The organism is Syntrophorhabdaceae bacterium (genome assembly GCA_036504895.1).
Classification (GTDB): Bacteria; Desulfobacterota; Syntrophorhabdia; order Syntrophorhabdales; family Syntrophorhabdaceae; genus PNOM01.
Window position 1 is genome coordinate 1 of sequence record DASXUJ010000081.1, and the last position, 23,300, is coordinate 23,300.

Below are 23,300 nucleotides of genomic sequence, written 5' to 3' on the forward strand. Positions count from 1 at the left end.
GTGCACATTGAAATACCCGCTAATTTCGCCACCGCGTATGGTTCGTTCGTCGGCTCGAGCCTGCCTGTCCAGAGATAGCTCTCCTTCATAGGCTGCGGACACTCACGGGGATAGACGCATGAGCTGGAGAAAAAGAGGAGCTTTTTCACTCCATTCTTCCATGCGGCATGAATGAGGTTGCATTCTATCTGGAGGTTGAGATAAATGAACTCGGCCCTGTAGACGTTGTTCGCCATGATTCCACCGACACGGGCGGCGGCAATGAAGATGTAGTCGGGCCTCTGCCTTTGCATGAATTCTTCGACCCGGTCCTGGCGCGTCAGATCCAGCTCTTCTGAAGTCCGAAACAGGAGGTTATCGAATCCATGTTGTCGGAGTGTTCTCACCACGGCCGATCCGACCATGCCCCGGTGTCCTGCCACATAAATCTTATCGCTCAGCTCCATCCGAATTTCCCTCTCATCTCCCCTCCGTCAGATCCGCACCGAGGCGGCAGACAGGTCCTCAAATCTCCCCCACACCACCGCGGCATCGGTCATTGTGCATAGAGTATCTTTTGCCACTCGATGGTCCGGGCCAGTCCTTCGTCGAGGGAGAGATATTCTTCTTTTCCGAATTCTTCTCTCGCCTTTGCCATATCGAGCCGGACGTCTTCGGGCGTACCGGCCAACTGCCTCGTTTCATCAGGGAAGACCACGGGCACCCGAAGATACTCGCCGATCCTGACCGCCAACTCCCGGACAGTGGTCCTCGAAATACCGCCCACGTTATATACAGGCTCCCTTCCCTTAAGCAGGATGTTCCACATTAGCTCCACCGCATCGGAGACGTAGCAATAGGTCCTGCCCGCTTCGCCATGGTCGAGCAGCGTAATAGTCCCCTTCAGGGCCTTCTCGATAAAGGCATTCAACACCCGCCCGTCGCCTTTGCCCGTCCCCGGTCCGTAGGCCAGGGAGAGCCGGGCCGACGCCGCGTCTACCCCGCTTTGTCTGTAGGCCCCGCATATGGCCTCGCCGCACCTCTTTGATTCTATGTAACAGGCCCTAGGGTGGGTGGGAGTGGTGGTCCCTATGTCCGGCTCCCGATAAGGAATATTCGGGGAGCCGCTGTAGACCTCGCTTGTACTTACAAAAAGAAGCTTTCCGCGAGGGGCCAGTTTTTGAAAAAGGGCAAAGAGGGCCGAAGTATTTATCTGAATCGTCTTTACCGGGTTATCCAAAAACCTGCCGGGTTGAGCATAACCGGCCGAGTGAATAATATAGTCGGCCTTCGGAAGCCCTTCGGGAACCCCGGCATCCGTCAGGTCTCCCCGGAATATCCTGCCTCCGGCGCGCTCTATAATCTCCGCAAGGTAAGCCGGGGGCCGAGACTGCATGGCTGCGGTGAGCTCGTACCGGCCCTTCCCTGATGAGGCGAGATATGCGAGGCTTGCAAGCAGATGCACCCCCACGAGACCGGACGCGCCCGTAATGAGTATGCGTGAGCCGTCCAACTTTCCGAGGTCTGCGCGGGAGCATATCCTTTCCCCGTCCTCCATGATGAGATCCTGCAGCTTATCCATCGATGAGGTCCTCCAGTCTTTCCCTGATGTGCTCCGGCGTCAAACCGACGGCTTTATCGTGATCTTCCGCAGTGCCGTAATTGGTAAGAAACGCCCTGGGAACGCCGATACAGTCGAGAGAAACTTTTCCGGGCCCCAGCGCTTCCCAGATGGAACGGGTCATCGTTCCCTGATAAAAGGGCTCTACCACGAGGACTTTCCCGGAATGCGCGTTTTGCCGCAATGTTTCGCTGTCAAAGGGAGATACCGTGGTATAATAGAGCACCGTCGCGTCCAACCCCGAAACTGCCTCCATAACGGCGTCGAGCACGGGCCCGATGGCCACCACGGTTGCCTGCCCCCCTCGACGGATGACGGTCGCCCTCCCGAACAGCACCTCATGACCCACGCGGTTCTCCCTTTCGCTCAGGCGATAGTAGGTGGGATGTCCGTTTGCATAGGCCTCCCTGAAGAGGCGGTCGAATTCGGAAGAGGTCCCCGGCGCCACGATCTCCATGCCCGGAATATTCATGAGGAGACCCGCATCCGCAGGGCAATGGTGGGTGCATCCGAGGGCGGCGTAATCATAGGAAGCCCCCACACTGATAAAATTGCCTCCCAACCCCTGATAGCAGAAATCGATCTTCAGCTGCTCCGCGCTTCGCTCCACGATAAAGGGGGCAATGGTATGAAATACGGGAATGAGCCCCGAGATGGCAAGGCCCGCCGCCGCGCTCACGGTCGCCTGTTCGAGGATACCCATATTGTAGGCCCTCTCGGGGAAGCGCTCGAAGGCGTTGCGAAAGCCCCAGACGCCGATATCTCCAAGGAGGAGCACGAGCCTCTCGTCGGTTTCCAGAATGGAGGAAACCGTTTCCACCAATTGTCCGCGCATGTTCATGAAAGCTCCCTCAACATCGTCTCGAGCTCTTCTTCCGTAGGGAACCGGTGATGCCAGGCGGGCTCGTTTTCCATCATCGCGCAGCCGTGTCCCTTGGTCGTCTCTGCGATGACCGCCGTAGGCGAGGAGACGCTCAGGGCGTCGAATGCCCGAAAAAGGGCTTCATGGTCGTGACCGTCCACCACCCTCGCCTCCCAGCCGAAGGATCTGAACTTATCCGCCACATCTCCGAGCCCCAGGTGACGGTCTGTCGAATGGTTGTAATCGATTATGCAACAAAGGTTGGTGAGCCCGTGATGGGATGCCAGAAGGGCCGCCTCCCACACCGAGCCTTCATTTGCCTCTCCGTCGCCTATAAGGGTATAGACACGCCCCGCCTTCCTCTGGATCCGGAGCCCCAGGGCGAGTCCGACCCCCATTGGAAATCCGTGGCCCAAAGAGCCTGTCGACGCCTCGACACCGGGAACTTTGTTCCGGTCGAGGTGGCCGCCCAGGGGACTCTCATAACCGGCAAAGCCCTCGATGAGGGAGGGAGGGAAAAAGCCTCTCTCGGCGAGCACCGCGTATAAAGCCAGGGAACCATGTCCTTTACTCAGGATAAACCAATCTTTCTCGGAACCTGCTCCGTTCCGGGCATCACACGCCATGACCCTGTCGTAGAGAACCCAGAGGATATCCAGAATGGAAAAAGCGCTGGGGATATGGCCCTCCCGCGCCCGGGCCGACATTTGGAGTATCATCCGCTTCATTCCCCTGACGATGCGGTGAGGGTCGCTCATCTTTTCTCCCGTGTCGCTTCTTGCCGCCGGTCCGTCTCCTGCAATTTCTACCTCTCGGAATGGATTCATATAAAAGGCAATGATGGAGACTCAATTATGCAACGAACATGCCACACCCCTTTCCTGCTCTGTTCCGATAGCTTCAGGAACAAGGACGGAGGCTATTTTCAATCCCGTCGGCCCATGTCGCCGAAGATCTTTAAGGGGCTCCCATATTTGTCTGAAAAAGTGCTTCTCCAGCGGTCTCGCGCTCTAATGACGTCATATTATTGGCTAAGTGTCATTAGTCCCACGGGCCGGAGCATCCATCCGGCGGCGAAGAAGGGAGTAAAGGCGAGTGCGGCTCCCGTTGCCCCGGGTTGGGTGAAGGTGCGGTATGGACGCTGTGCTGGTATGGTCTGTGCATGGGATATATCAATGAGGCCTATGGAGCGATCAATGAAAGGGGAGAGGAACAGATGGCAGATCCGGCACATGACCTGAATGTGGCGATTCAGCACCAGATGAGGGGCGAACTTGAAGAGGCCGAGGCCATCTATCGTGCCATATTGCGGGAGGAGCCTCAAAACCGCGACGCCTTTCACCTGCTCGGCGTAGCTGCCTATCAGGGGAGGCGTTATAATCAGGCTATCGAGCTTATCAGTACCGCCATAGCAATCGATAAATCGAATCCCGCCTTTTTTTGCAACCTCGGCCTCGCCTATGCGGGCACCGGAGATTACGACCTTGCCATCACGCACTTTCAGGAGGCCCTGAGATTATATGAGCCTTATCCGGAGGCGCACAACAATCTGGGAAATATCTATAAAGAGCAGGGAAGGCTGGAAGAGGCGGCGCAGTCGTATCAACAGGCCCTCTCTTTCAGGCCCGAATCACCCGAAACCCTCTACAACCTCGGTTCCATCTTCCAGGAAGAAGGCAAAGTCGCCGAAGCCATGGAGTGCTACCAAAAGGCCCTGGCCCTTATGCCGCAGTCTGCGGAAATCTGCAGCAACCTCTCAGTCCTTTATAAGGATACAGGTGATTATGAAATGGCCGCGGAGTACGCCTTCCGGGCCATAGAGCTCAAGCCCGGCTACCTGGATGGATATCTGAACCTTGGCCTTATCTTTAAAACGGTGGGGCTAAGCGAGAAGGCGATCTCCTTTTATGACCAGGCCCTCGCAATCTCTCCCGGCTCCATAGAGGCCTTATGGGGCAGGTGCATGGCCCTGATCCCCATTCTTTATGATTCGAACGGGGAAATCCTGAAGAGGCGAAACAGTTACCGGGACAGCCTTCACGAGCTCAACCGTCTCATCACCCTCGACACGAAAGAAAATATCGATGTGGCCGCGCGCCTTGCAGGCGCCGCTCAGCCCTTCTACCTCCCCTACCAGGGGCGGGTCGACAAGGTCCTCCAGTCCGCCTACGGAAATCTAGTCAGCCGCATTCAAGCCGCACGATATCCTGAGACTTCCGGGGCCATGCGGCTCCGGCGTCATGCCGCCAAAGAGAAGATACGGGTCGGCATCGTTTCGGGGTTCTTCTATTACCATTCGAACTGGAAAATACCGATCAAGGGGTGGGTTGAGAATATCGACAGGAGCAGGTTCTCCCTCTACGGGTATTATACGGGTTATATGAATGACGACGTGACGGCGACGGCGCGGGTATCCTTTGACCGGTTCGTGGAAGGAACCCACTCTTTCAGGGTCCTCCGGGATGCAATATTATCCGATTCCATCGACGTATTGATCTATCCGGAGATAGGCATGGACGCGATGACGGTCCGGCTCGCGGCCCTCAGGCTCGCCCCGGTTCAGTGCACGTCATGGGGCCATCCTAATACTTCGGGGCTTCCCACCATAGACTACTTTCTGAGCAGCGACCTCATGGAGCCCGAAGAAGGGGAGGACCACTATTCGGAGGAGCTGGTCCGCCTGCCCAATCTTTCGATACATTATACCCCCATCTCAAGGGGCGCCTCCTCCCTCACCCGCGCCGATTTCGGCCTTCCGGAAGAAAAGGTGGTCTACTTCTGCGCCCAGTCCCTTTTCAAATACCTGCCCCAATATGATGACCTTTTCCCTCGAATTGCGCGGGAAGCAGGGGAGTGCAGGTTTGTTTTTCTTTCATATAAAAGGTCGAAGGAGCTTACCGAACGCTTTCTTGCGCGTATCGAGAGGGCTTTTAGCAAGTATTCGATCGATTGCAGCACCCATGTCGTCATGCTCCCCCAGTTGGACCCTCTGCGTTATCACGCGATGAACAGATTGTCCGACGTGTTTCTCGACAGCATCGGTTGGTCCGGCTGCAACACAACTCTCGAGGCCATTGAGTGCGACCTCCCGGTGGTGACCCTCCCCGGCAATCTTATGCGGGGCAGGCACACTTATGGCATAATGAAAATGATGGGGGTAACGGATACTATCGCGGAAACCGAGGATGAGTACGTCGAATGTGCGGTAAGACTGGGCACGGACAGGTCGCTCAGGGACCGCGTGAGGACTGCCTTTAGTCAACGCAAACAATATCTCTATTATGATACCGAGCCCGTAAAGGCACTCGAAGTCTTTCTGAAAAAAACGACGGGCCGGCTGCCCTAAGGCATCTCTCCACACCAACTTTTCCACATAACCCGGTAAGCCTCTTCAAGGCTGCGGGTAAATATCGCGAAACTCCAGGGCCTTTATATAATGGGAGACGGCCTCTTCGTGCCTTCCCGCCGATTTCAGTGCATTCCCCATATTATCGTGGCATGAGGCGACCCCAGGGCCAGGGTGAATGGCCCGACCGATCAAATCGATAGCGATGTGATGTCTGCCTACCTGATAGGCAAGACCCCGAGAAGATGAAGGGCGTCGCTGTCAGTTGGGGTCGGTTTTCAGAATAGTCCGATAGAGCGCCTCCGCCTCCGGAAGCTGCCCCATCCGGTGATGGCCCAGGGCTTTTTCGAGGAGGTCATCAACGTTGACCCCGCGACCCCTTATCTCGTTTTTCGCCTCCTCTTTTGAATCCATCTTTACTCCCCAGGATCTTAATCGTACGCCCCTGAAAAAAAGCGGGGAATTCATGTTGCATAGTACCTGATGCAACAACGATACCGGAACTATATTGAAATATCTCAAGGGAGGGTTTGATGGACAAAATGCCACCGGGACCCGCTGAACCCGGTGGCCAACTTATTGTCAATATGTAGTGTCTATGGACTGAGGTAAGTTCTCACACGGTACGATGGGAGAAGGGTATGCTATTTTTTTGAGCAGAGTTCTCCGGGGAATTCCCCTGGACCTTTCCCTTCGTTTCCTTCTCGTAGGCAGCCTTAAAGCCTTCATCCAACTGCACCAGAATAGCCTTACATTCCTCCAGCACCGTCATGTCATGAGTGATGTGGACGCTCTTCAGCCTTTTTGTCAGGTAATGGTACAGGTCGGAAAGGTTTTTCGCGACCTCTCCCTGGGACATGTCCAGTGAAGAATCGAGAATATCGAGTACCGTCGTAAGTTTGGTAAGCTCGTCGTACTTTTTCTCGAAATTCTTCCTGTCGATGGCGCCTTTCACCATATCGATCTTATCGAGCATTGACTGGTAAACCTTGAGGAGAATTCTCGGTTTGTTGTCCGAGTCCACACTGGTATCTGCCGCAGAATATGCCGTATACGGGTTATTCATGAATTTGCTTGCCTCCCAACAGAAAAACGTGTCAACTACTGATTCATCTTGTTCATGATGCTCGCTTGCTGGGTGAGCCAGCTTTTCGTGCTGTTACTCGTGTTTATAAGCTGTTCCAATGCGTTGAACCTCGCCTCCATCACTACCCTCTCCCTCTCATACCGGGCTTCCAGGTCGGAAATGCGAGTATCGATGCCATCCATCTCGCTCTGGAGAGTTTTGGTGAGTGCCACGAGTGTTCCCGATGCGGGATCGACGTAGCCGTTGAGGCTGGTATAGAGTTTATCGCTCAGGTTCTTGAGGACCCCTGTGGTCTCTTCGCTGTTTGTCGACATGGCGCTGGAGAGTTTGTCCGTATCCACACTGAGGGTGCCATTCTTTGCATAGGTGATGCCTATGGAGGAGGCATTGGTGAAAGTGGAATTTCCGGTCACGGTGGAGAATACGGCATTCGAGATATTCCTCTTCACCTGAGCGAGGGTGCTATCCCCGAACAAGGGGTTTTGATCTGAGGCGCCGGCGCTATCGGAGTTCTTGAACGTATTTTGGCTGCTGATATGAGAGATCACATTATTGATGGCCGATACCAGGGTAGATGCATTGGTTGAGATCTGGGATGTATTCTGGGTAATGGCCAGCTCTACCGGTTTCCCCTCGTTTGTGCCCGTAAGGTTGAGGGTCACCCCCGTGATCGCACTCGTTACAGAGTTGGAGGAGGACGTCATGTCATAACCGTCGATGGAAAGCATGGCATCCTGACCGGTCCTTAAGGTAGTCGTCGAAACGGCTTTGACCACGCCGAGGGTTTCGAGAATATTATTGCTGTCCGTCAGGTCGGTCACTGCCGTGCCGGTAAGTTTCAACTGCTTTTTCGCCGTCCCGTTTACCGTCACGGTCTCGACCGAAGCGGTCACGCCCGCGGGAGCGGCCGCATTGATATTGTCGGCAATGTTCTGAAGCGAATCCGTGGCGAGATTGACGGCTACATCCGTGCCTTTTATGTTTATGGTACCGCTCTGGGCGGAAGAGAGGCCGAGAAGGCTTCCCACGGTGCCCGTGGAATTTGAATAGCTGTCGCTCAAGGCATCGGGGCCGGATGGATGGGCGAGTTGTGTCGTCGCCGTATGGAGCTTCAGGGATTCAAGGAGGTCCGCTGAGCCGCCATTCTTGATCGATATGCCCGCTGAGCCCGTGTTGTTCGATTCAAGAGAAAGCCTGAATTCCGTGCCGGACACCTGGAGGACGGTAGCGGTCACGCCTGTATTGGAGTTATTTATTTTGGTGGCTACGTCCGTGAGCGTATAGTCCGTGCCCAGTGAGACTGCCTTGCCGTTGATAACCAGATCTCCCGAGAGGTTGAGGGCATCCGTCTTGGAAGCGAAGGCGCCGCTCGAAATCTTCTCCGCCTTGGCGAGCTGGGAAACTTCAATCGAATATTTGCCGGCCCCGCTTACCGTGGTCCCCACGACGGCGCTCAAGATACTTGACGCGGTAATAGACGAATCAGTCGATGTAAGGGAGGGGCTGTAGACGTTGTATCCTTTCGCCTTATTGAGTTTGTTGCTGTCAATATAGTCCGTAAGGGCCGAGAGCTTGGTATTGAAGGCCTGCCACGCGGAAAGCTTTGCGGAGTACTTGTTTTTACTCTCCGTAAGAGGGTTTTCGGTTGCAGACTTTTCCGCATTGATGAGCGAGTCGATAAGGGCCGACCAGTTCGTGTTGCTCACAAGTCCCGACATCGATACGGTTCCGGACATTGCTATAACCTCCTGTTTATCATCAGTCCCAGCATCTGGTCGAAGTTTTTCACGAATGAAACGAATTCGGCGGAAGGGATCTGCCTGGTCACTTCGCCGGTTTCGGCGTTCGAGACAGTCACTACTACCTTGTCGATATCGCGGTCATAGTGCATGCTCACCTGCTCCCTCGAGCCGGATTCCTTTATCGTCTCTTCTATCTTCTTCAAAAGCTCTTCACTTATTTTAACCTCTTCGGCGGCCGTATCCTGCGCCGCGGCCACTTTTCGAGCCTCTTTTATCTTTGGCGCCGAATTTGCCGTAATATCAAATTCCGAAATCCCGTTCTTCGTGTCCACTATCATGGCGCACCTCTAAGTAAGACGCCCCCTCCCGCGAAGGGAGGGGGCTCTCATTTTATCCCTCTTTAGCCTTTCAGGAGAGAGAGTACCTGCTGCGGTATCGAGTTCGCCTGAGCCAACATTGCGACGCCCGACTGCTGCAGGATCTGGGCCTTCGTAAAGGTTGCCATTTCCTTCGCGAAATCCGCGTCTTTAATCGTCGATATAGACGAGTCGATGTTCTCACTCATGGTCGAAAGGTTCGCCACGTGGTAGCTGATCTGGTTCATGGCGGCGCCCAACTTACCACGCTCGGTGGTGAGGTTGCCGACGGCGGCGTCGATCTTGTCCATGTATGCCTGGGCGTTCGCCTTGGAGCTGATGTCTCCGGAAAGGGCCAGAACCGAGCCGTTGGTGCTGTAGCTCAGGATACCGGCACTGATCTGGTTCTCCACCAGATTCGTGTCGCCAACCTGATAGGTGAAGTTCGAAGAGCCGTTGGTCAGGGTGAAGTTACCCGAACCCTGAACGAGGGCGGAGTTGACCGTCACCTTGATGCCGAAGTTGGTGAAATTTGCCACTCCGCTTGTACCCACGCCCGTGAGTCCCGATACCGTCACCGTCTGGGTGTTGCCGCCCACGTTGAGGGTCAGGGTCGCAGCGCCGGCCGCGATATTCGCGGAGGTGAGGGTGACCGTACCGGTTGTCGCGGTGGAGCCGCTTACGTCGAAGGCCTGGAAGCCGGCTGCCGCCGTGAGGCTGCCCGTGTAGGTGCCGGACGTGGTCGATCCCTGGAGGAGGTTCGTGGTGCCGTACCGGGTGTTGAGCGCGATTTTTCCGATTTCGACTTCCAGGTTGCTTCTCTCTGTATCGAGAGCCACACGGTCGGTGGTGTTGTCAGAAGCCGACTGGGTTGCGATCTCTTTGAGCCTGGTTAAGATATTGGAGATCTGGTCAATACCACCTTCTGCCGTCTGCAACATGGAGAGCGCCTGGTTGCCATTGTCGATTGACTTGGTCATGGAAACTGATTTTACGCTCAGCTTCGTCGCGATGGCGATGCCTGCCGCGTCATCCGAGGCCTTGTTGATCTTGAAACCACTTGACAGTCTCTCGAGGGACTTTGCCTGCTCAGATCCTGAAATTCCCAGCCATCTCTGTGTGTTTAATGAAGAAACGTTCGTGTTAACTCTAAAAGCCATGGTAAACCTCCTGTTATTTTTTATCGGGCATCATGCCCTTTTTTTCGGGATAAGAAAGGTGTATCCTTCAACACCTCCTTTCTTTTCTATCCCTTTCTAAACTCTATTATCGTCACCCCTGCGTCAAACTTAAGAGTTTATTTGGAGCAACCCCGATATGGCGGACCCGAACATCCCGCCCGCCTTCGCCTCTCCCGCAGCAGCCAGCGATTCCTTCACCTGATCGAGCCCCTCGGGAAAAGGCTCGCCCCTCAGGGACAGTCCCTTTCTGATGAGGGAGTAGTCGCGGGTGATCCCCGAAGCGTCGAGCTTCATACAATGGATAAAGAAAATGCCGCAGAGCGCCTCGAGATCGGTCTCCTTGAGGCCGTTGAGCGCCTCGTACTCCTCTGCCGCACGATCGAAATCATTGCACTTTATAAGAAGGAGGAAGAGCCGCTTTCGCAGGAACCCCTTGTCCTCTATCCTCGCAAGTCCTTCCCTGCATACCCTGATCGCCCCTTCGATGTCCCCCCGCCTCTCCTTCGCCAGGGAAAGGTAGTGGCATGCCTCGTCATTTCCGGGGTCTTCTTCGAGGGAACGGGTAAAACACTGCTCCGCACGCACCGCATCGCCGGCGAAAAGCGCCGATACGCCCAGGCATTTGTTCAGGTTGAGCCGCATCACCTTCGTATCGAGGGGCATTATCTCCCGGTCGAAGGTCACATCCTTTAATGGGAGGAGCACTCTGTAGGCGTCTTCGTAATTCCCTAGCTTGAAAAGGACCTCTCCCAGGGTGAATGCCACGAGTGGGGGCGAATCGAGAAGACCGACCCATTTCCGGAGGAGGGACAGGGCCTCCTGCTCCCTGTGGAGCCTGCAGAGAGCCGCCGCCATATCGACTACCGTAACGGAGAGCATGTCCCGGTAGGTTCCCGGATTTGCGATTTCGAGGACCTTCCTCATCTGCTTCAGCGCTTCCTCGTCTTCCTCGAGCCCTCTCAGCGCGCGCGCCAGGAAAACGAGGGCGAGAATGTTCTCCGGGTTCTCTTCGAGCTCCCTTTCATTCATCGCCTTGTTTCGGAGAAATTTCTCTCTGAGGATCTCGGCGGTAGAGTACCCGAAATGGGAAATCCTCGCACCGCAGTGGGTGAACCTTACTCCCCTGCCGGCGCAAGAGGCGTATATCTGCTCGTGGACTTTTCCCTCAAAGGCGATGCCTTTGAGGTTCGGGAAGATACGGAGCTGGGCGAACTCGGTGGTCCCGCCCACGGAATTGCTCACAACCCTCAGGTAAACCCCGGTGCCCGGATTCTTTCTCAGGTGCTCCTTTATGGGGCCATGGTCCTCTACAGCGACCTCGTCGTCTCCGTCGAGCCACAGGATATACTCCATCGTTGCATGTTTCAGCGATTCGTTACGGGCCGCCGAGAAGTCGTCGCACCATGGAAAGTCAAAGGTTTTCGCCCCATAGCTTAGGGCTATCTCTTTAGTCCTGTCCGAAGAGCCCGTGTCAACGACGATGACTTCGTCCGCAAGACCTTGGATGGACGAAAGCACCCTTGGAAGGTTCACCTCTTCATTCTTCACTACCATGCACACCGAAATGGTAGGAGAGCCCGACATTAGCCCGCCTTTTTCACGACGAAAGGCACCGCCACTCCGTATGCCTCACTCTGTAAAATTGTTTGCACGAAGGTGCCGGCCTTCGTATTTATAATGACCGGCGACCTGAGATTGACATAGAGCGCCTCCCCATCGACCCGGACCACGCACAGGACCGCGATATCCTCCATGGCATTGCCTGAAGGGAAAAGGTCTTTCAAGACGGCGTCATCGATCTCGAAAGAATAGTCGTCCACTACATGATAGGGATTCACCACCACAAAGGTGAGGGGTGCTTCGCTGCACGTGAGGAGCCTGAAAGGCGAGCCCTCTCCGATGGGGTCCTCCATCACATACTTTTCAAACTGCTCGAATCCTATTAGTTTTCCTTTCAGATTGACCTCACTCACTGTGCTCCCCTAGGAATTTCTTTAGTTTTTCCATATTTTCAAGGGCCGAGAGTTTATTCGCCCCTTTCACCTCCAGGAAGAGCTCTTCCCTGATAATGGCGCAGCCCTTCGGCGCTTCGATGCCGATCCTTATTTTTCCTTTATCGACTTCGATGACGACAATACGGATGTCCCCGTCTTTGCCTTTTATTACTATGCCTTCATTTTTCTTACGGGAGAGTACGAGCATAATCTTACCGGCTTAGAATTTAAGGTAATTGAGGATGTTGAGAGATTGCATCTTCCCCATAACGGTAAGGGCCGTCTCATACGCGGTGGAGAGGAGATTATAATCACTCAGGGCCGAAATCATGTCCACGTCCATGAGCTTCGAGATATTCGTCTGGAGCTGTAATGTATTGTCGCCCGTGAGGGATCCAAGATTTTCTATATTCCTGGAATAGGTACCGATATAGGAAAGGTTATTGGAGGTGAGGTTCACCGCCGCGTCGACCGTATCCAGAGAATGCTGGATGCCTGTCCGATCATTATTTATAAGGGCTGTCCTCATATCTTTGAGGGCGGTAAATATGTCCGCTGTGCCCGAACCGAAGACTTTATTTCCCGCCATACCCAGGTTGACTGTCTGGCCTGCCGCCACGTTCACCTGCGGTACGTCGGATGTCCCGTTGTAAGTAACCGTATAAGTGGCCTTATCCAGCGTGAAGGGCGGTAAATCCGTCTTTTTCCCCCCGAAGATATACGTGCCGCTAATGCTCGAGTTACCGATTGTGACGAGCTGCTCCATCATCCCTTCAACCTCTGATACCGCCGATTTCCTGGTTTCGGCGTCTACCGTGTCCGACGCCATGTTGACGGCAAGCTGCTTGGCCTGGGTCAGCACGTCCGCGATGTTGGTCTCTGCCGTTTCCCACATCCCGCTCAAGGTAGTCAGCCTGTCCAGGGTCTTCACATACTGCTCGTTCCTGCCCTGCTGCGCCGTAAGCTGAATATACTGCGACGTTCCCACGGGATCGTCGGAAGGGGCGAGGATCTTCTTCTGAGAAGAGACCTGGTCCTGATTCCTTTGCAGTTTCTTTTGAAGGGTGAGTACGCTGTTTTTAAACGACTCGAACTTGTAATTATCGGTCACTCTCATGATTTCACCGAGATAAGGGTCTGAAGAAGCTCGTCCGCCACCGTAAAAAGCTTGGCGCTTGCCTGGTAGGCATATTGGAATTTTATAAGGTTCGCCATCTCCTCGTCGAGGGAGACTCCCGATACGCTCTCCCGCTGGCCCGTAAGCACCGCCATGGTACTCGTGTTGTACTGCGTCGCATTCTGGGCGTCCTGGGCGACCTGGCCTGCGTAATTCACCATGGAAGAGGTGAAATCGGTGAGGGTCGACGAGCGGGTGACCACGCCGAGGGTCTGGAGTACGTTATTTTGATCTTTAAAGTCTGCGGCATCTACATTAGTGACCTTCAGGGCATATTGGGTGACGCCGTTTACCGTGCTTGCGGCAATCGACGCGGTGACTCCCGTGGCGCCCGCCGCATTGATCCTGTCACGGATATCGGTCAGGCTATCCGAAGCGAGGTCTATGGCCACATTCCTGAATGTCCCGTCCATGCCTCTTATCTGAACCGTGCCGCTCCATGCGGAGCTGAGACCGACGAGTCCTGTCATGACCGTAGTGGCGCTCGAAAAGGTATCGCTCAGGGCATCGGCGCCCGATATGTGGACGAGCTGCTGCGTCCCGAGAAGCTTTTTGTCGGCGAGAGAGGCCATCCTCATTGCAATGTCGTTATCCGTGGGGTTATTGACGGGGTCGGAGCTGGCGCCAATGAGGTTAGGATTATTTACGATCGAAGTCGCAACCTGAATATCGGCCGCACCCGTGCCTTGAAAGAAGCTCGTCGTATTCGATACACCGCCGCTTGTGGCCGTCCACTTCACGTTATCGATGAGGCTATTGGCCAGATCATTAAGATCACCGACGAACGCAGGGGCGTAACTATCCCGTATGTCGACCAATGCCTTGAGCTTGCCCCCTCCGAGTCCCGCGCTGACATCGGTCTGTACGCCGTTTCCATCGTTCCACATAATCTTCGAATAGCCCGTGAGGGGATTCTGGGCCGTGGAGAGTTGCCATGCAGTCCCGTTCTCGACGAGTGGCCTGCCGTCCGCGGTAAGGACGGTCGTCCTCCCGTACCTGTCGTCGAAGGCCTGAATATCCATTTTCTGGGAAAGCTGGTTCAGGAGGTCCGCCTTCTGGTCCTGGTATGAATTGGTGTTGGACGAGGCGCCCGAGCTCTGAATAATGAGCTTGTTTATGGCGGCAATTGAAGACAGGATGGTATTGACGCTGTCGACTTCCGATCCTATCTGATCGTTTACCTCGCTCTGCACCCCCTTCAGGTCCGTGTACAGGGTCTTGATCGTCTGGGCCACCGACTCCCCCTGGGACTCGAGGGTCTGCTTGAGGCCCGTATCGCTCGGATCCGCCGATAAGCTCTCCCAGTCGTTGAAATAGGCGGTGATATTGCCCGTAAGGTTCGAGTTATCCTCGTTGAGGAACTGCTGAATCCTGTCGAGGTAGGTGGAGAGTACCGTCTGCTCCTGGAGATCGGAATTTTTTGACTGGATGGAGCTTTCGAGGTATTTGTCGTAATACCGCTTGACGTCCTTGATCGTGACTCCGTCTCCAAGCAACCCCACGGGAGACGGAACAGGCCTCTGCTCCACCAGGACCGCTTCTTCCCGGGCGTAGCCTGCCGTATTTACGTTTGAGATATTATTCGAGGTGACCTGGATGGAGGTCTGGGTCGCCGCGAGGGAACCCTTCGCGATATTGAGTATGGAGAAAATACTCAACTCAGACGCTCCTTGAAAGGACCATCGATATCCTCTCTTTTTTCTTGCCGTAGGAGGTTCTGTTGAGAAGGCCCACGATGTTCTCGATCGAAGATTTCACGTGGTCCACGGAGAAGGAGAGGAGCTTCATATTTCTGTCGATGCCGTTTCTCACATCTTTTATCGTGTGGTTCATCTCCGTGCACAGGGACCGCCATGTCTTCCCGCCGACCGTGGTCTCGGGGTCGATGTCGCCCGTGAGAAGGGTGTCCTTCTCGCGCTTGAGATATTCGAGCTTCTTGAGGATCTCCTCCTTATGGTTGTTCTCGGCCACGATGCCTTCAAGAGAGAAGGAGATGATCGCGTCATGCTCCCCTCTCAGCACCGTGGAGAACTCCCTGAGGAGGCCCAGTTCTTTGTGCGTGATCTCGAAGACCAGTTCTTCTTTCATGGCTACAGGATCTCATCCAGGAGCTGGCTCTTGAGAATGCTCCTCGCCACGAGCTGGCCCTTTACATTGTACGTCCCCGCCGCGACCTCCGACTGGATCCGCTCCACCTTCTCCTGTCTCACGTCCGGAGCGGCCTTCACCCGGTCCGCAATCCGCTGGATCTCTTCTTTCCTGCCCGACAGCTCGACCTTGTCGGCCGTGCTCCCGTCTACCTTGCCGTCAACCCCTTTTTCTTTCGTGGTTTTGACCTGATTGGTCTTCACGAGAGAATCAAGCATACCGGTTTTCGTATCATTAATTTTCATCATCCACCTCCTGCTCTACTTATTCCTTATTATCGCGCAATTCGGCTGAAACTTTAGTATTTTCCGCCCTCACCCCGTACTTCATCAGCATTTCTTTTATCCCCACCCCTTTTTTGGCAAGATAATCACCCAGTTTTTCATACATTATCGACATGGTGGTCTCTTCCCTGTAGCTTTTTTTCGTGAGACGGGTCGTTTTATCCATCTCTTTGAGCATGGACGTGATGAAATGGGACTCGAAATCGCGGCCTATCTTTTCCAACTGCTTGGCTTCCCTTGTCTTGAGAAGGTCGTTATAGCCCGAAGTGTTGTCAACCGATATATTTGCCATACCTTATATTACCTCCAGCTCGGCATGCAGCGCGCCTGCCGCCTTGATAGTCTGTAAAATGGTGATCATATCCCTCGGGGTGACGCCGATGGCGTTTAAGGCTTTCACGAGCTCCCGTATGGTCACCCCTCCTTCCACGACCACGAATTTGGCCTTTTCCTCTTCCACCTTGATTTTCGTATCCGGGGTGACGACCGTGCGGCCCGCGGCGAAGGGCATGGGCTGGCTCACCCTCGCGTCTTCCTTGATCTGCACGCTTATGTTCCCGTGGGCTATTGCCACTGTCGCGATCGTCACATTCTCGCCTATCACGACCGTACCGTTCTTCTCATCCACCACGATCTTCGCCTGGCTGTCCGGCTTGATCTGGAGGTTTTCGACGATGGAGACGAACTTTACCGGGTTTGCCCTGAATTCCTCGGGGGTGGTAATCACGATCGTGCCTCCGTCTTTCGCCGCGGCAGCCCCTTCGAATTCCGAATTCACCCGCTCGACGATCCGCCGCGTGTTGGTGAAATCAGGCGACTTGAGAGAGATGGTGAGGGTTTCGAGCCGGTAGTCTCCGTAGTTGATCTCCTTCTCCACCGCGAGCCCATTGGCGATCCTTCCCACGGTGGGATGGTTCTTGGTAACGGACGCGCCCTGGCCGCTCGCGAGAAAACCGCCTACCACAATGGGGCCCTGGGCCACACCGTAGACGTCGCCGTCCGCGCCCTTAAGGGGCGTGAGCACGAGAACGCCGCCCTCGATGCTCGTGGCGTCGCCGATGGAGGAGACGACTACATCGATCCTGTTCCCTACTTTTGCAAAGGGAGGCAGGTCCGCGGTCACCATCACGGCGGCGATGTTCTTCACCTTCGTGTTCAGCGGGTCGACCCTGATCCCCATTTTCTCGAGCATGTTGGAGAGGGATTGGGTGGTGAAGATGGTCTGCACCTTATCGCCCGTTCCCTTAAGTCCGATGACGAGGCCATAGCCGATAAGCTGGTTTGTCCTGACCCCGCTTATGGCGCCGATATCTTTTATCCTGGCTGCTCCTGCCGGCCCTGCGGCCGGAACCAAGAACATGAGGGCGAGGAGAAGAAGAAGGAGGAGGTATCTACGCGACAGGCCGCCTATTCCGCCATTGACGCTCGTGGAGCCTTTTTCCGTTTCCGTCATCTCTCTTGCGTCCTTTCTCATGACTGCTGTCCTCTTCCCATTTCAGAACGGCCACACGAGATCCATAACTCTCGTAAGCCATCCCGGTCTCTGTTTTTCGCCTACTACGCCTATGCCCGTGTAAATCACTTTCGCGTCGGCAACCTGGGTGGAGAGGACGGAGTTGTCATAGGCGATATCTCTCGGTCTCACGACACCCTGGAGGAGTATCTCTTTTTTCTCGTTATTCACGTAGAGCTCGCGCTTCCCCTCTATCGCGAGATTTCCGCTGGGGAGCACGTCTACTACTTTCGCAGAGATGGTGGCGCTCAGGGTCCCGCTCCTCGTGGTCTTGCCGGAGCCGGAAAAATCATTCTGCGTGTTGGCATTTATAAGTGCCGAAGGAATGACGTAGGGGTGGGTGTTCGGGTATTTCGTCTCCCATCCGAAATAATTGGATATACCCGCATTCACGGTAGTTTTTTTGGTGGTATCCGTGGCCGCCTGCTCGGAAGCCTGGGATGTCTCCACAATATTTATGGTGATGATGTCGCCGATGCTCTTTGCCCTCTGGTCCACATAAAAGGTATTCGATACCTGCTCCCCTCTCCAGATGGTCCCCGGCGCCTTGGGGGCGTTGGGCCGCGCATATTTGTACGTATTGTCGACCACGAAGGGCTCGCTCTTTATTTTCGACACCTCCATCTGGGCGACCGTATTGCAGCCCGTTGCCGCGAAGAGGATGATCATAAGAGAGTATAAGGTCTTCATGTCCGACTCCTTAGAATTCTACGGTCACGAGATTTTCACCCGTGACCCTGCCGAGTATCTCTTTTCCCGAGGTGATGTTCTTCACCCGGACTGTCTCTCCCATCTTACCCCTGTCGAGGGCCTTGCCGTTTGCATGGATGAGGAGCCTGGGATTTTCCGCGACGATGCTTACCAGGTCCCCGCTCTTTACCAGGATCTGGTCCTCCAGCACCTGGGGGGTGATGATCGTCCCTGGGGCGAGGTCCTTCTTCAGCTTCTTGCCCACCACTTCATTCCGGGAAGAAGGATAGATCACGGCGCCCGTGAGAAAAGTCTCCTTTTCCGCCAGGTTTTCCGCTTTCACGAGATCACCCCTCTTGCCCTCCTGCTTCAGCACGAAAAGTACCTTCTTCTTGTATACCCGGAATGCCACATAGAGGTTCCTTTCCTTCACGTCTTTGCCTTCGATCTCGACGAGGCAGAGGCCGTCGCCCTGGCCGTCGGGCACTTTCGTGAAATTTATGCCCTTCACTTTTATTTTCCCCTTGGCAAAGGCGGGTATGTTGTTGAACTTGATCTGGATCTCTTCCCCGTTACCGTAAAAATCCCGTATGAAGCTCGTGAGTCGCTTCTCCACGGCCGGTATCTCCTCCGAAAAGGCCGGAGCTGACAAGACAAGGGATAAGCAGACGAGGGCCGCACCGAAAACGAAGGGGGCTATTGCCGTCTGAAAAACTCGCCCCCCAATCATATTCTCCGGACCTCCCCGTCTCATCACTTTTTTATCTCCTTACGTTGTTCGCGATCTGGAGCATCTCGTCGGCGGCCTGTATGGCTTTGGAGTTTACTTCATAGGCCCTCTGACCGATGATAAGGTTGATCATTTCCTGCATGATATTCACATTCGACATTTCCAGGAACCCCTGGAGCAACGTTCCCATGCCGTTTGTTCCCGGCTGTCCGAGTACAGGGGCGCCGCTCGCATCGGTCTGCTGAAAAAGGCTCTTGCCGGTCGCGGTAAGGCCCGTGGCGTTGGGGAAGCTGGCAAGCTCGATCTTTCCGATCTGCTGCAGTGCAGACTGTCCCTGGGTCTGGACCGAAACGGTGCCGTCGGCGCCTATCGCCGTCTTTATAGTATTGTTCGGGATAGTGATATTCGGAGTAATGAGATAACCGTCGGACGTGCAGAGCCTGCCTTCGGAATCTTTTTTCAGGGCCCCTGCCCTTGTGTAGGCAAGGGTACCGTCAGGCATGGTGATCTGCATGAAACCGGCGCCCTCGATGGCGATATCCGTTTCATTATCGGTCTGCTGAAAGTCTCCCTGGATGAAGACCTTCTGGACCGCCGAAAGCATGGCGCCGTGGCCGATCTGAATGCCTGTGGGAATCTGGTTGCCGGCGTCGTTCTTGGTCCCCTGGAGCCTGATGGTCTGGTAAATGAGGTCCTGGAAGTCGGCCCGGCTCTTCTTGTAGCCCACGGTATTTACGTTCGCTATGTTATTGGCGATCACATCAAGATTGACCTGCTGCACGTTCATGCCGGTTCCCGATGTCCATAATGCTCTGATCATATATTCCTCCTATTTCACTACATCCAGGAGCTTTGCCATTACATCGCCCAAAGCCTGGTCAACTTTCGAATATGATTCAAATGCCCTCATGGCAGTCATCATGTCGACCATCTCGGTCATGACATTGACGTTGGAAGCTTCGTAATAACCCGACCTTACCGTCATTTTAACGGGAACCGTCTCTTCCGCCGCAGGATTCGTATTGATAAAAGAACTTTTCCCCTGGTTTCTGAGGCTCGACTTATCCTTGAAATCGACGATCTTGAGCTGGCCGGCCTGTTGCCTGTCCACGTATATGGCGCCGTCTTCCGCGACCATGATCTCCTTGCCGTCAAGGATTATGTCTCCTCCCGTCTGCCCGATTACGGCGTTTCCGTCCATGGTGACGAGCCTCTTATTCGGATCGAGACTGAACTGTCCGTTGCGTGTGTAGAGGGTCTCTCCACTGCGGCCCTTGATCGCAAAGAAGCCGCTTCCCTGTATGGCAACGTCGAGCCTGTTGTCCGTCTCGATCATCGAGCCTTCCCCGAAATAGACATGGGTATCGATATCCCCTAAAGTAGTGTGAGGCAGGGTAATCGATGCGTTTCCCTGGGTTTCGGTTTCGTCACTCGCCATCTGGAAGGAAGGCCGCGACGACTTGTACCCCGCGGTGGAGGCGTTGGCCAGATTGTTTGTAATGGCTTCCATCCGTCTCTGGATCGAATATTTTCCGGGAAGAGTGATAAATACACTGTTTAGCATGGTGACCTCATGGCATGTTATCGTGCAAAGCTTATGCCAAGGGCAATTTTCTTTACATATAGGGGAAAAGCAAAAAATGAATGGAAATAAAAGGCGGAAATATTTTCCTAGGTGGGCAAACTTTTCATATGGTTATATCGATCTTTCCCTCTTCGCCGCCCGGCGAACCGCGGTTGCCCGAATGAGCGGCGGTATCGTCCGGCGGCGTTTCTTTCCTGGAATCGTCTTCTTTTTTGTGGTGGTCGTGTTTCGGTTTTCTGAATAGACTTACCCTCTCTTTGGAGATCGACAGCTTCCTGTCCAAGGCGGTGACCTGGCTCAATAGGTTGGTATCGAATCCGTCGCTCATCTATTCAGCGCTCCTTCCGCTTAATTGTTCTCTATCGACTCGAGCTCCTTTCTGTCAGGAGACGAGAAGACCTTCTTAAGCTCCAGGAGAATGAGAAGCCTGTTGTCCAGCTTGCCCACTCCCTCGATATATTCCGATTCGATACCTGCCACGATGGATGGCGGAGGCTCTATGGTGCTCCCGGGGATCCTCAGTACTTCGGAGACGGAGTCGACGATAAAACCGAGCACGAGCCCGTCGAGCTCGACCACGATTATTCTCGTCGCTTTGTCGTACATTCCGTTCCTGAAGCCGAGCCTTTTCCTCAAGTCTACTATAGGTATGATTTTCCCCCGCAGATTGATGACCCCCTCAATGAATGTGGGAGCATTGGGGATTTTCGTAATATTCATCATCCTGTTGATCTCCTGGACCTTCAGGATATCCACCCCGAATTCTTCGTTCTCCAGCTTGAATGTGACCAGTTGCAATATCTTGCCGTCTTCCATTATCTGCCTCCTTTGGCTTGGCCGGGATATCCGGAAATGCCTTGTTTTCTACAGAGTAATAATCGCGCGGAAAAAAAAAAACTTAAGCGAATAATGAGAAAAGGGAAAAGAAAAGGTGAGAGAAGGTGGCCCGGTGACTACCGGAGTGTCAAATTTTTGTCGCCGCGCCTCAAAGACGCCTCTTTCATGCCTTCCTTTGTCCTTTCCGTTGCCGCGGAACCGATCGTCAAAGAGGCAGTGCCTTTCTTATGCCTCTATATATAATGGAGAAAATCACGCCTCCCTGCCGGGGCCTTCATGGCATTGATATTGCAGCCCTTCCCTATACATATTTTTCTTCAAAGGGAGTGCCTATGGCATCTTACATGGACATTATCAACGCCACCATGCAGTATCAGAAAACGAGCCTCGAAAGAAGGGGCGGCCACGGACAGGGCACGCAGGGGATCTCTTTCGAAACCATCCTGAGTCAGTCGATGGATCCGTGGAAGATTGAGGGCACTGTTTCCCCTGCCGTCTCCCAGAGTCCCATTTCACCCGCGGAGCTCGAGGATGAGCTGAAATTCAAGGAATGCCTTAAATTTGTACTGGGTCAGGAGGGGAATAAATTTGTAAGCGACGATGGGGGCAAAGAATCGTCCCGGTACGGTATCCTTCAGTCTACTGCAAAATATCTGGGTTACAAAGGAGATGTGAAGAACATCACCCGCCCGGAAGTGGAGAAGCTTTATAAAAAGATATGGGACAAATCCGGGGCCAAGGGCCTCGACCTGCCCATGGCGCTTGTCCATTTCGATACCTTCGTCAACAGCCCCGCCTCTGCAAGGAAATTACTCAAGAAATCGGAAGGCAATCTCGAAAATTACATTAAATCGAGGGAGCAGCGTTATACCCGCCTCGCGGAAGCGAGACCCGAGGCATACGGGAAGTACCTCAAGGGGTGGAAAAACAGGATAAACAGTCTGAAAAATGTGGTTGCCCAGTACAACAAGCAAAATATTATGGCAGCCGCCGGGGCGTACGGCGTCAGGGGCTCAGGAAAACTTGCGTGACCCCTCTGCCCGGTCAGTTACCCCCGCCCCGTGTGTCATCGCAACCGCCGATCTTGAGCCTGCAAATGCGTTCTCAGCACATTCGGACAGGCTTTTTGCCCTTATTCTTATTACATCTGCCCCATGTAAAAGAAAAGGGCCATTTAAGTTTCTATTCCATCTCACGACAATTATATGAGATGAATGGTTTCACAGCTCATTTAACAGGAGGGAGAATATGAAAGTCCTCGTCGTGGACGATTTCGCAACAATGAGAAAAATTATCAAGAACGTGCTGAAGCAGATCGAAATTGAGGACGTGCTGGAAGCGGAGAGCGGAAAACATGCCTTATCGGTTCTCAAGGGGGATGATGCGGTCGATCTGATCATCAGCGACTGGATCATGCCCGAGATGACAGGCATCGAATTCCTGAAGGCATGCAAAAGCGATGATGCATTCAAGGGCATCCCTTTCATTATGGTCACCGCGGAAGCCCAGAAAGATAACATCATGGAAGCAATTAAATCCGGAGTAGACAACTATATTGTAAAACCCTTCACCCCCGATAAGTTAAAGGATGCGATCGACAAAGCAAGAGCGAGGGCGGGTAAGTAGCTCTCGATATCGTAGAATGGAGGACACAAGATGGACGTAAAATTCATAAACCCCTTCGTGTTGGCAGCTCAGACCGTATTTAAAACAATGCTGGGACTGGACACGAATATGGGGAAACCCATACTAAAAGATGTGAGGGCCACCTCCGGCGACGTGACCGGCATTATGGGGCTGGTGGGCGACAGAAAGGGCACCATCGCGATCAGCTTCAGGGAAGCGGGCGCCATGTTTGTCTTCAAGACCCTGGTAGGGGACGAAGAGTGCACGAAAATAGGCCCCGAGGTCGTCGATTCGATCGGTGAGCTGACCAATATCATCTCCGGTCAGGCCCGCAAGGAATTCGAAAAAACCGGCATAAACCTTAAAGCGGCAATCCCTATGGTTGTGGTCGGCCACAATGTGGAGCTGAACTTCATTACCAAGATCCCCATCATCTCCCTTCCCTTTTATTTCCCCATCAGCAGTAATGGAGACGGAGAGAAGGAAGTAATGTTTCTCGATTTCTCTTTCGAATAAAAGAGCGTGCAGCCGGCGGAGGCGCA

Annotated in this window: 28 protein-coding genes; 4 read left to right on the forward strand and 24 right to left on the reverse strand. The window is 54.1% G+C overall.

Features of this window, described 5'->3' with window-relative positions; translation table 11 throughout:
• The 4 genes from VGJ94_11370 to VGJ94_11385 form a co-directional block, all read right to left on the reverse strand.
• Positions 1-446 (reverse strand): NAD-dependent epimerase/dehydratase family protein (locus VGJ94_11370; GenBank protein HEY3277212.1); only part of this gene is annotated, 446 nt, incomplete at its 3' end.
• Positions 447-535: 89 nt separating this feature from the next.
• The gene (locus VGJ94_11375; protein ID HEY3277213.1) at positions 536-1,561 is read right to left on the reverse strand and encodes an NAD-dependent epimerase/dehydratase family protein; all 1,026 of its coding nucleotides are present in this window, start codon (positions 1,559-1,561) and stop codon (positions 536-538) included.
• Positions 1,554-2,441, reverse strand: coding sequence for a transketolase C-terminal domain-containing protein (locus tag VGJ94_11380; protein ID HEY3277214.1), 888 nt, complete (start codon positions 2,439-2,441; stop codon positions 1,554-1,556). The genes VGJ94_11375 and VGJ94_11380 overlap by 8 nt, the downstream gene beginning before the upstream one ends.
• A complete protein-coding gene (locus VGJ94_11385; GenBank protein ID HEY3277215.1) occupies positions 2,438-3,220 on the reverse strand; it encodes a transketolase in 783 nt (260 codons plus the stop codon). The genes VGJ94_11380 and VGJ94_11385 overlap by 4 nt, the downstream gene beginning before the upstream one ends.
• A gap of 458 nt (positions 3,221-3,678) precedes the next feature.
• On the opposite strand from VGJ94_11385, the gene VGJ94_11390 reads away from it, so the two are divergent.
• Complete coding sequence (locus tag VGJ94_11390; GenBank protein HEY3277216.1) at positions 3,679-5,808, forward strand: tetratricopeptide repeat protein; 2,130 nt, start codon at positions 3,679-3,681, stop codon at positions 5,806-5,808.
• Positions 5,809-6,069: 261 nt separating this feature from the next.
• Here VGJ94_11390 and VGJ94_11395 read toward each other — a convergent pair whose 3' ends face one another.
• From VGJ94_11395 to VGJ94_11490, 20 genes are all read right to left on the reverse strand, one after another.
• The gene (locus VGJ94_11395) at positions 6,070-6,222 is read right to left on the reverse strand and encodes a hypothetical protein (GenBank protein HEY3277217.1); all 153 of its coding nucleotides are present in this window, start codon (positions 6,220-6,222) and stop codon (positions 6,070-6,072) included.
• 202 nt (positions 6,223-6,424) lie between these two features.
• Positions 6,425-6,874: a flagellar export chaperone FliS gene (gene fliS / locus VGJ94_11400; GenBank protein HEY3277218.1), complete on the reverse strand. Its 450-nt coding sequence runs from the start codon at positions 6,872-6,874 to the stop codon at positions 6,425-6,427.
• Between the two features lie 35 nt (positions 6,875-6,909).
• Positions 6,910-8,631, reverse strand: coding sequence for a flagellar filament capping protein FliD (gene fliD / locus VGJ94_11405; protein ID HEY3277219.1), 1,722 nt, complete (start codon positions 8,629-8,631; stop codon positions 6,910-6,912).
• A 2-nt stretch (positions 8,632-8,633) separates the two neighbouring features.
• Entirely contained in the window at positions 8,634-8,975 is a 342-nt protein-coding gene (locus VGJ94_11410) for a flagellar protein FlaG (GenBank protein ID HEY3277220.1), read from the reverse strand.
• 62 nt (positions 8,976-9,037) lie between these two features.
• Positions 9,038-10,153 (reverse strand): flagellin, encoded by a 1,116-nt coding sequence (locus tag VGJ94_11415; GenBank protein ID HEY3277221.1) that lies wholly within the window; start codon positions 10,151-10,153, stop codon positions 9,038-9,040.
• Positions 10,154-10,282: 129 nt separating this feature from the next.
• Positions 10,283-11,758, reverse strand: coding sequence for a glycosyltransferase (locus VGJ94_11420; GenBank protein HEY3277222.1), 1,476 nt, complete (start codon positions 11,756-11,758; stop codon positions 10,283-10,285).
• Complete coding sequence (locus VGJ94_11425) at positions 11,758-12,147, reverse strand: flagellar assembly protein FliW (protein HEY3277223.1); 390 nt, start codon at positions 12,145-12,147, stop codon at positions 11,758-11,760. Before VGJ94_11425 ends, VGJ94_11420 begins: the two co-directional genes overlap by 1 nt.
• Positions 12,140-12,376: a carbon storage regulator gene (locus tag VGJ94_11430; protein ID HEY3277224.1), complete on the reverse strand. Its 237-nt coding sequence runs from the start codon at positions 12,374-12,376 to the stop codon at positions 12,140-12,142. The genes VGJ94_11425 and VGJ94_11430 overlap by 8 nt, the downstream gene beginning before the upstream one ends.
• Before the next feature lie 12 nt (positions 12,377-12,388).
• Complete coding sequence (gene flgL / locus VGJ94_11435) at positions 12,389-13,285, reverse strand: flagellar hook-associated protein FlgL (protein ID HEY3277225.1); 897 nt, start codon at positions 13,283-13,285, stop codon at positions 12,389-12,391.
• On the reverse strand, positions 13,282-15,003 hold the full coding sequence (gene flgK, locus VGJ94_11440; GenBank protein ID HEY3277226.1) for a flagellar hook-associated protein FlgK: 1,722 nt from the start codon (positions 15,001-15,003) through the stop codon (positions 13,282-13,284). Before flgK ends, flgL begins: the two co-directional genes overlap by 4 nt.
• A gap of 1 nt (position 15,004) precedes the next feature.
• On the reverse strand, positions 15,005-15,433 hold the full coding sequence (gene flgN / locus VGJ94_11445) for a flagellar export chaperone FlgN (protein ID HEY3277227.1): 429 nt from the start codon (positions 15,431-15,433) through the stop codon (positions 15,005-15,007).
• Between the two features lie 2 nt (positions 15,434-15,435).
• Positions 15,436-15,741, reverse strand: coding sequence for a flagellar biosynthesis anti-sigma factor FlgM (flgM, locus tag VGJ94_11450; protein ID HEY3277228.1), 306 nt, complete (start codon positions 15,739-15,741; stop codon positions 15,436-15,438).
• Positions 15,742-15,757: 16 nt separating this feature from the next.
• The gene (locus VGJ94_11455; GenBank protein ID HEY3277229.1) at positions 15,758-16,069 is read right to left on the reverse strand and encodes a hypothetical protein; all 312 of its coding nucleotides are present in this window, start codon (positions 16,067-16,069) and stop codon (positions 15,758-15,760) included.
• Positions 16,070-16,072: 3 nt separating this feature from the next.
• Positions 16,073-17,251: a flagellar basal body P-ring protein FlgI gene (locus VGJ94_11460; GenBank protein ID HEY3277230.1), complete on the reverse strand. Its 1,179-nt coding sequence runs from the start codon at positions 17,249-17,251 to the stop codon at positions 16,073-16,075.
• Between the two features lie 21 nt (positions 17,252-17,272).
• Positions 17,273-17,980 (reverse strand): flagellar basal body L-ring protein FlgH, encoded by a 708-nt coding sequence (locus VGJ94_11465; protein ID HEY3277231.1) that lies wholly within the window; start codon positions 17,978-17,980, stop codon positions 17,273-17,275.
• 10 nt (positions 17,981-17,990) lie between these two features.
• Complete coding sequence (flgA, locus tag VGJ94_11470; GenBank protein ID HEY3277232.1) at positions 17,991-18,710, reverse strand: flagellar basal body P-ring formation chaperone FlgA; 720 nt, start codon at positions 18,708-18,710, stop codon at positions 17,991-17,993.
• 31 nt (positions 18,711-18,741) lie between these two features.
• The gene (flgG, locus tag VGJ94_11475; GenBank protein HEY3277233.1) at positions 18,742-19,530 is read right to left on the reverse strand and encodes a flagellar basal-body rod protein FlgG; all 789 of its coding nucleotides are present in this window, start codon (positions 19,528-19,530) and stop codon (positions 18,742-18,744) included.
• Between the two features lie 9 nt (positions 19,531-19,539).
• A complete protein-coding gene (locus tag VGJ94_11480) occupies positions 19,540-20,274 on the reverse strand; it encodes a flagellar hook-basal body protein (protein ID HEY3277234.1) in 735 nt (244 codons plus the stop codon).
• A 124-nt stretch (positions 20,275-20,398) separates the two neighbouring features.
• A complete protein-coding gene (locus VGJ94_11485) occupies positions 20,399-20,623 on the reverse strand; it encodes a hypothetical protein (GenBank protein HEY3277235.1) in 225 nt (74 codons plus the stop codon).
• A gap of 20 nt (positions 20,624-20,643) precedes the next feature.
• Positions 20,644-21,111, reverse strand: a complete 468-nt coding sequence (locus VGJ94_11490; GenBank protein ID HEY3277236.1) for a chemotaxis protein CheW — start codon at positions 21,109-21,111, stop codon at positions 20,644-20,646.
• Between the two features lie 353 nt (positions 21,112-21,464).
• On the opposite strand from VGJ94_11490, the gene VGJ94_11495 reads away from it, so the two are divergent.
• The 3 genes from VGJ94_11495 (at position 21,465) to VGJ94_11505 (ending at position 23,274) form a co-directional block, all read left to right on the forward strand.
• Entirely contained in the window at positions 21,465-22,163 is a 699-nt protein-coding gene (locus tag VGJ94_11495; GenBank protein ID HEY3277237.1) for a glycosyl hydrolase 108 family protein, read from the forward strand.
• 217 nt (positions 22,164-22,380) lie between these two features.
• On the forward strand, positions 22,381-22,758 hold the full coding sequence (locus VGJ94_11500) for a response regulator (GenBank protein ID HEY3277238.1): 378 nt from the start codon (positions 22,381-22,383) through the stop codon (positions 22,756-22,758).
• A gap of 30 nt (positions 22,759-22,788) precedes the next feature.
• Positions 22,789-23,274, forward strand: a complete 486-nt coding sequence (locus tag VGJ94_11505) for a chemotaxis protein CheX (GenBank protein ID HEY3277239.1) — start codon at positions 22,789-22,791, stop codon at positions 23,272-23,274.
• The last annotated feature ends 26 nt before the right edge of the window (positions 23,275-23,300 follow it).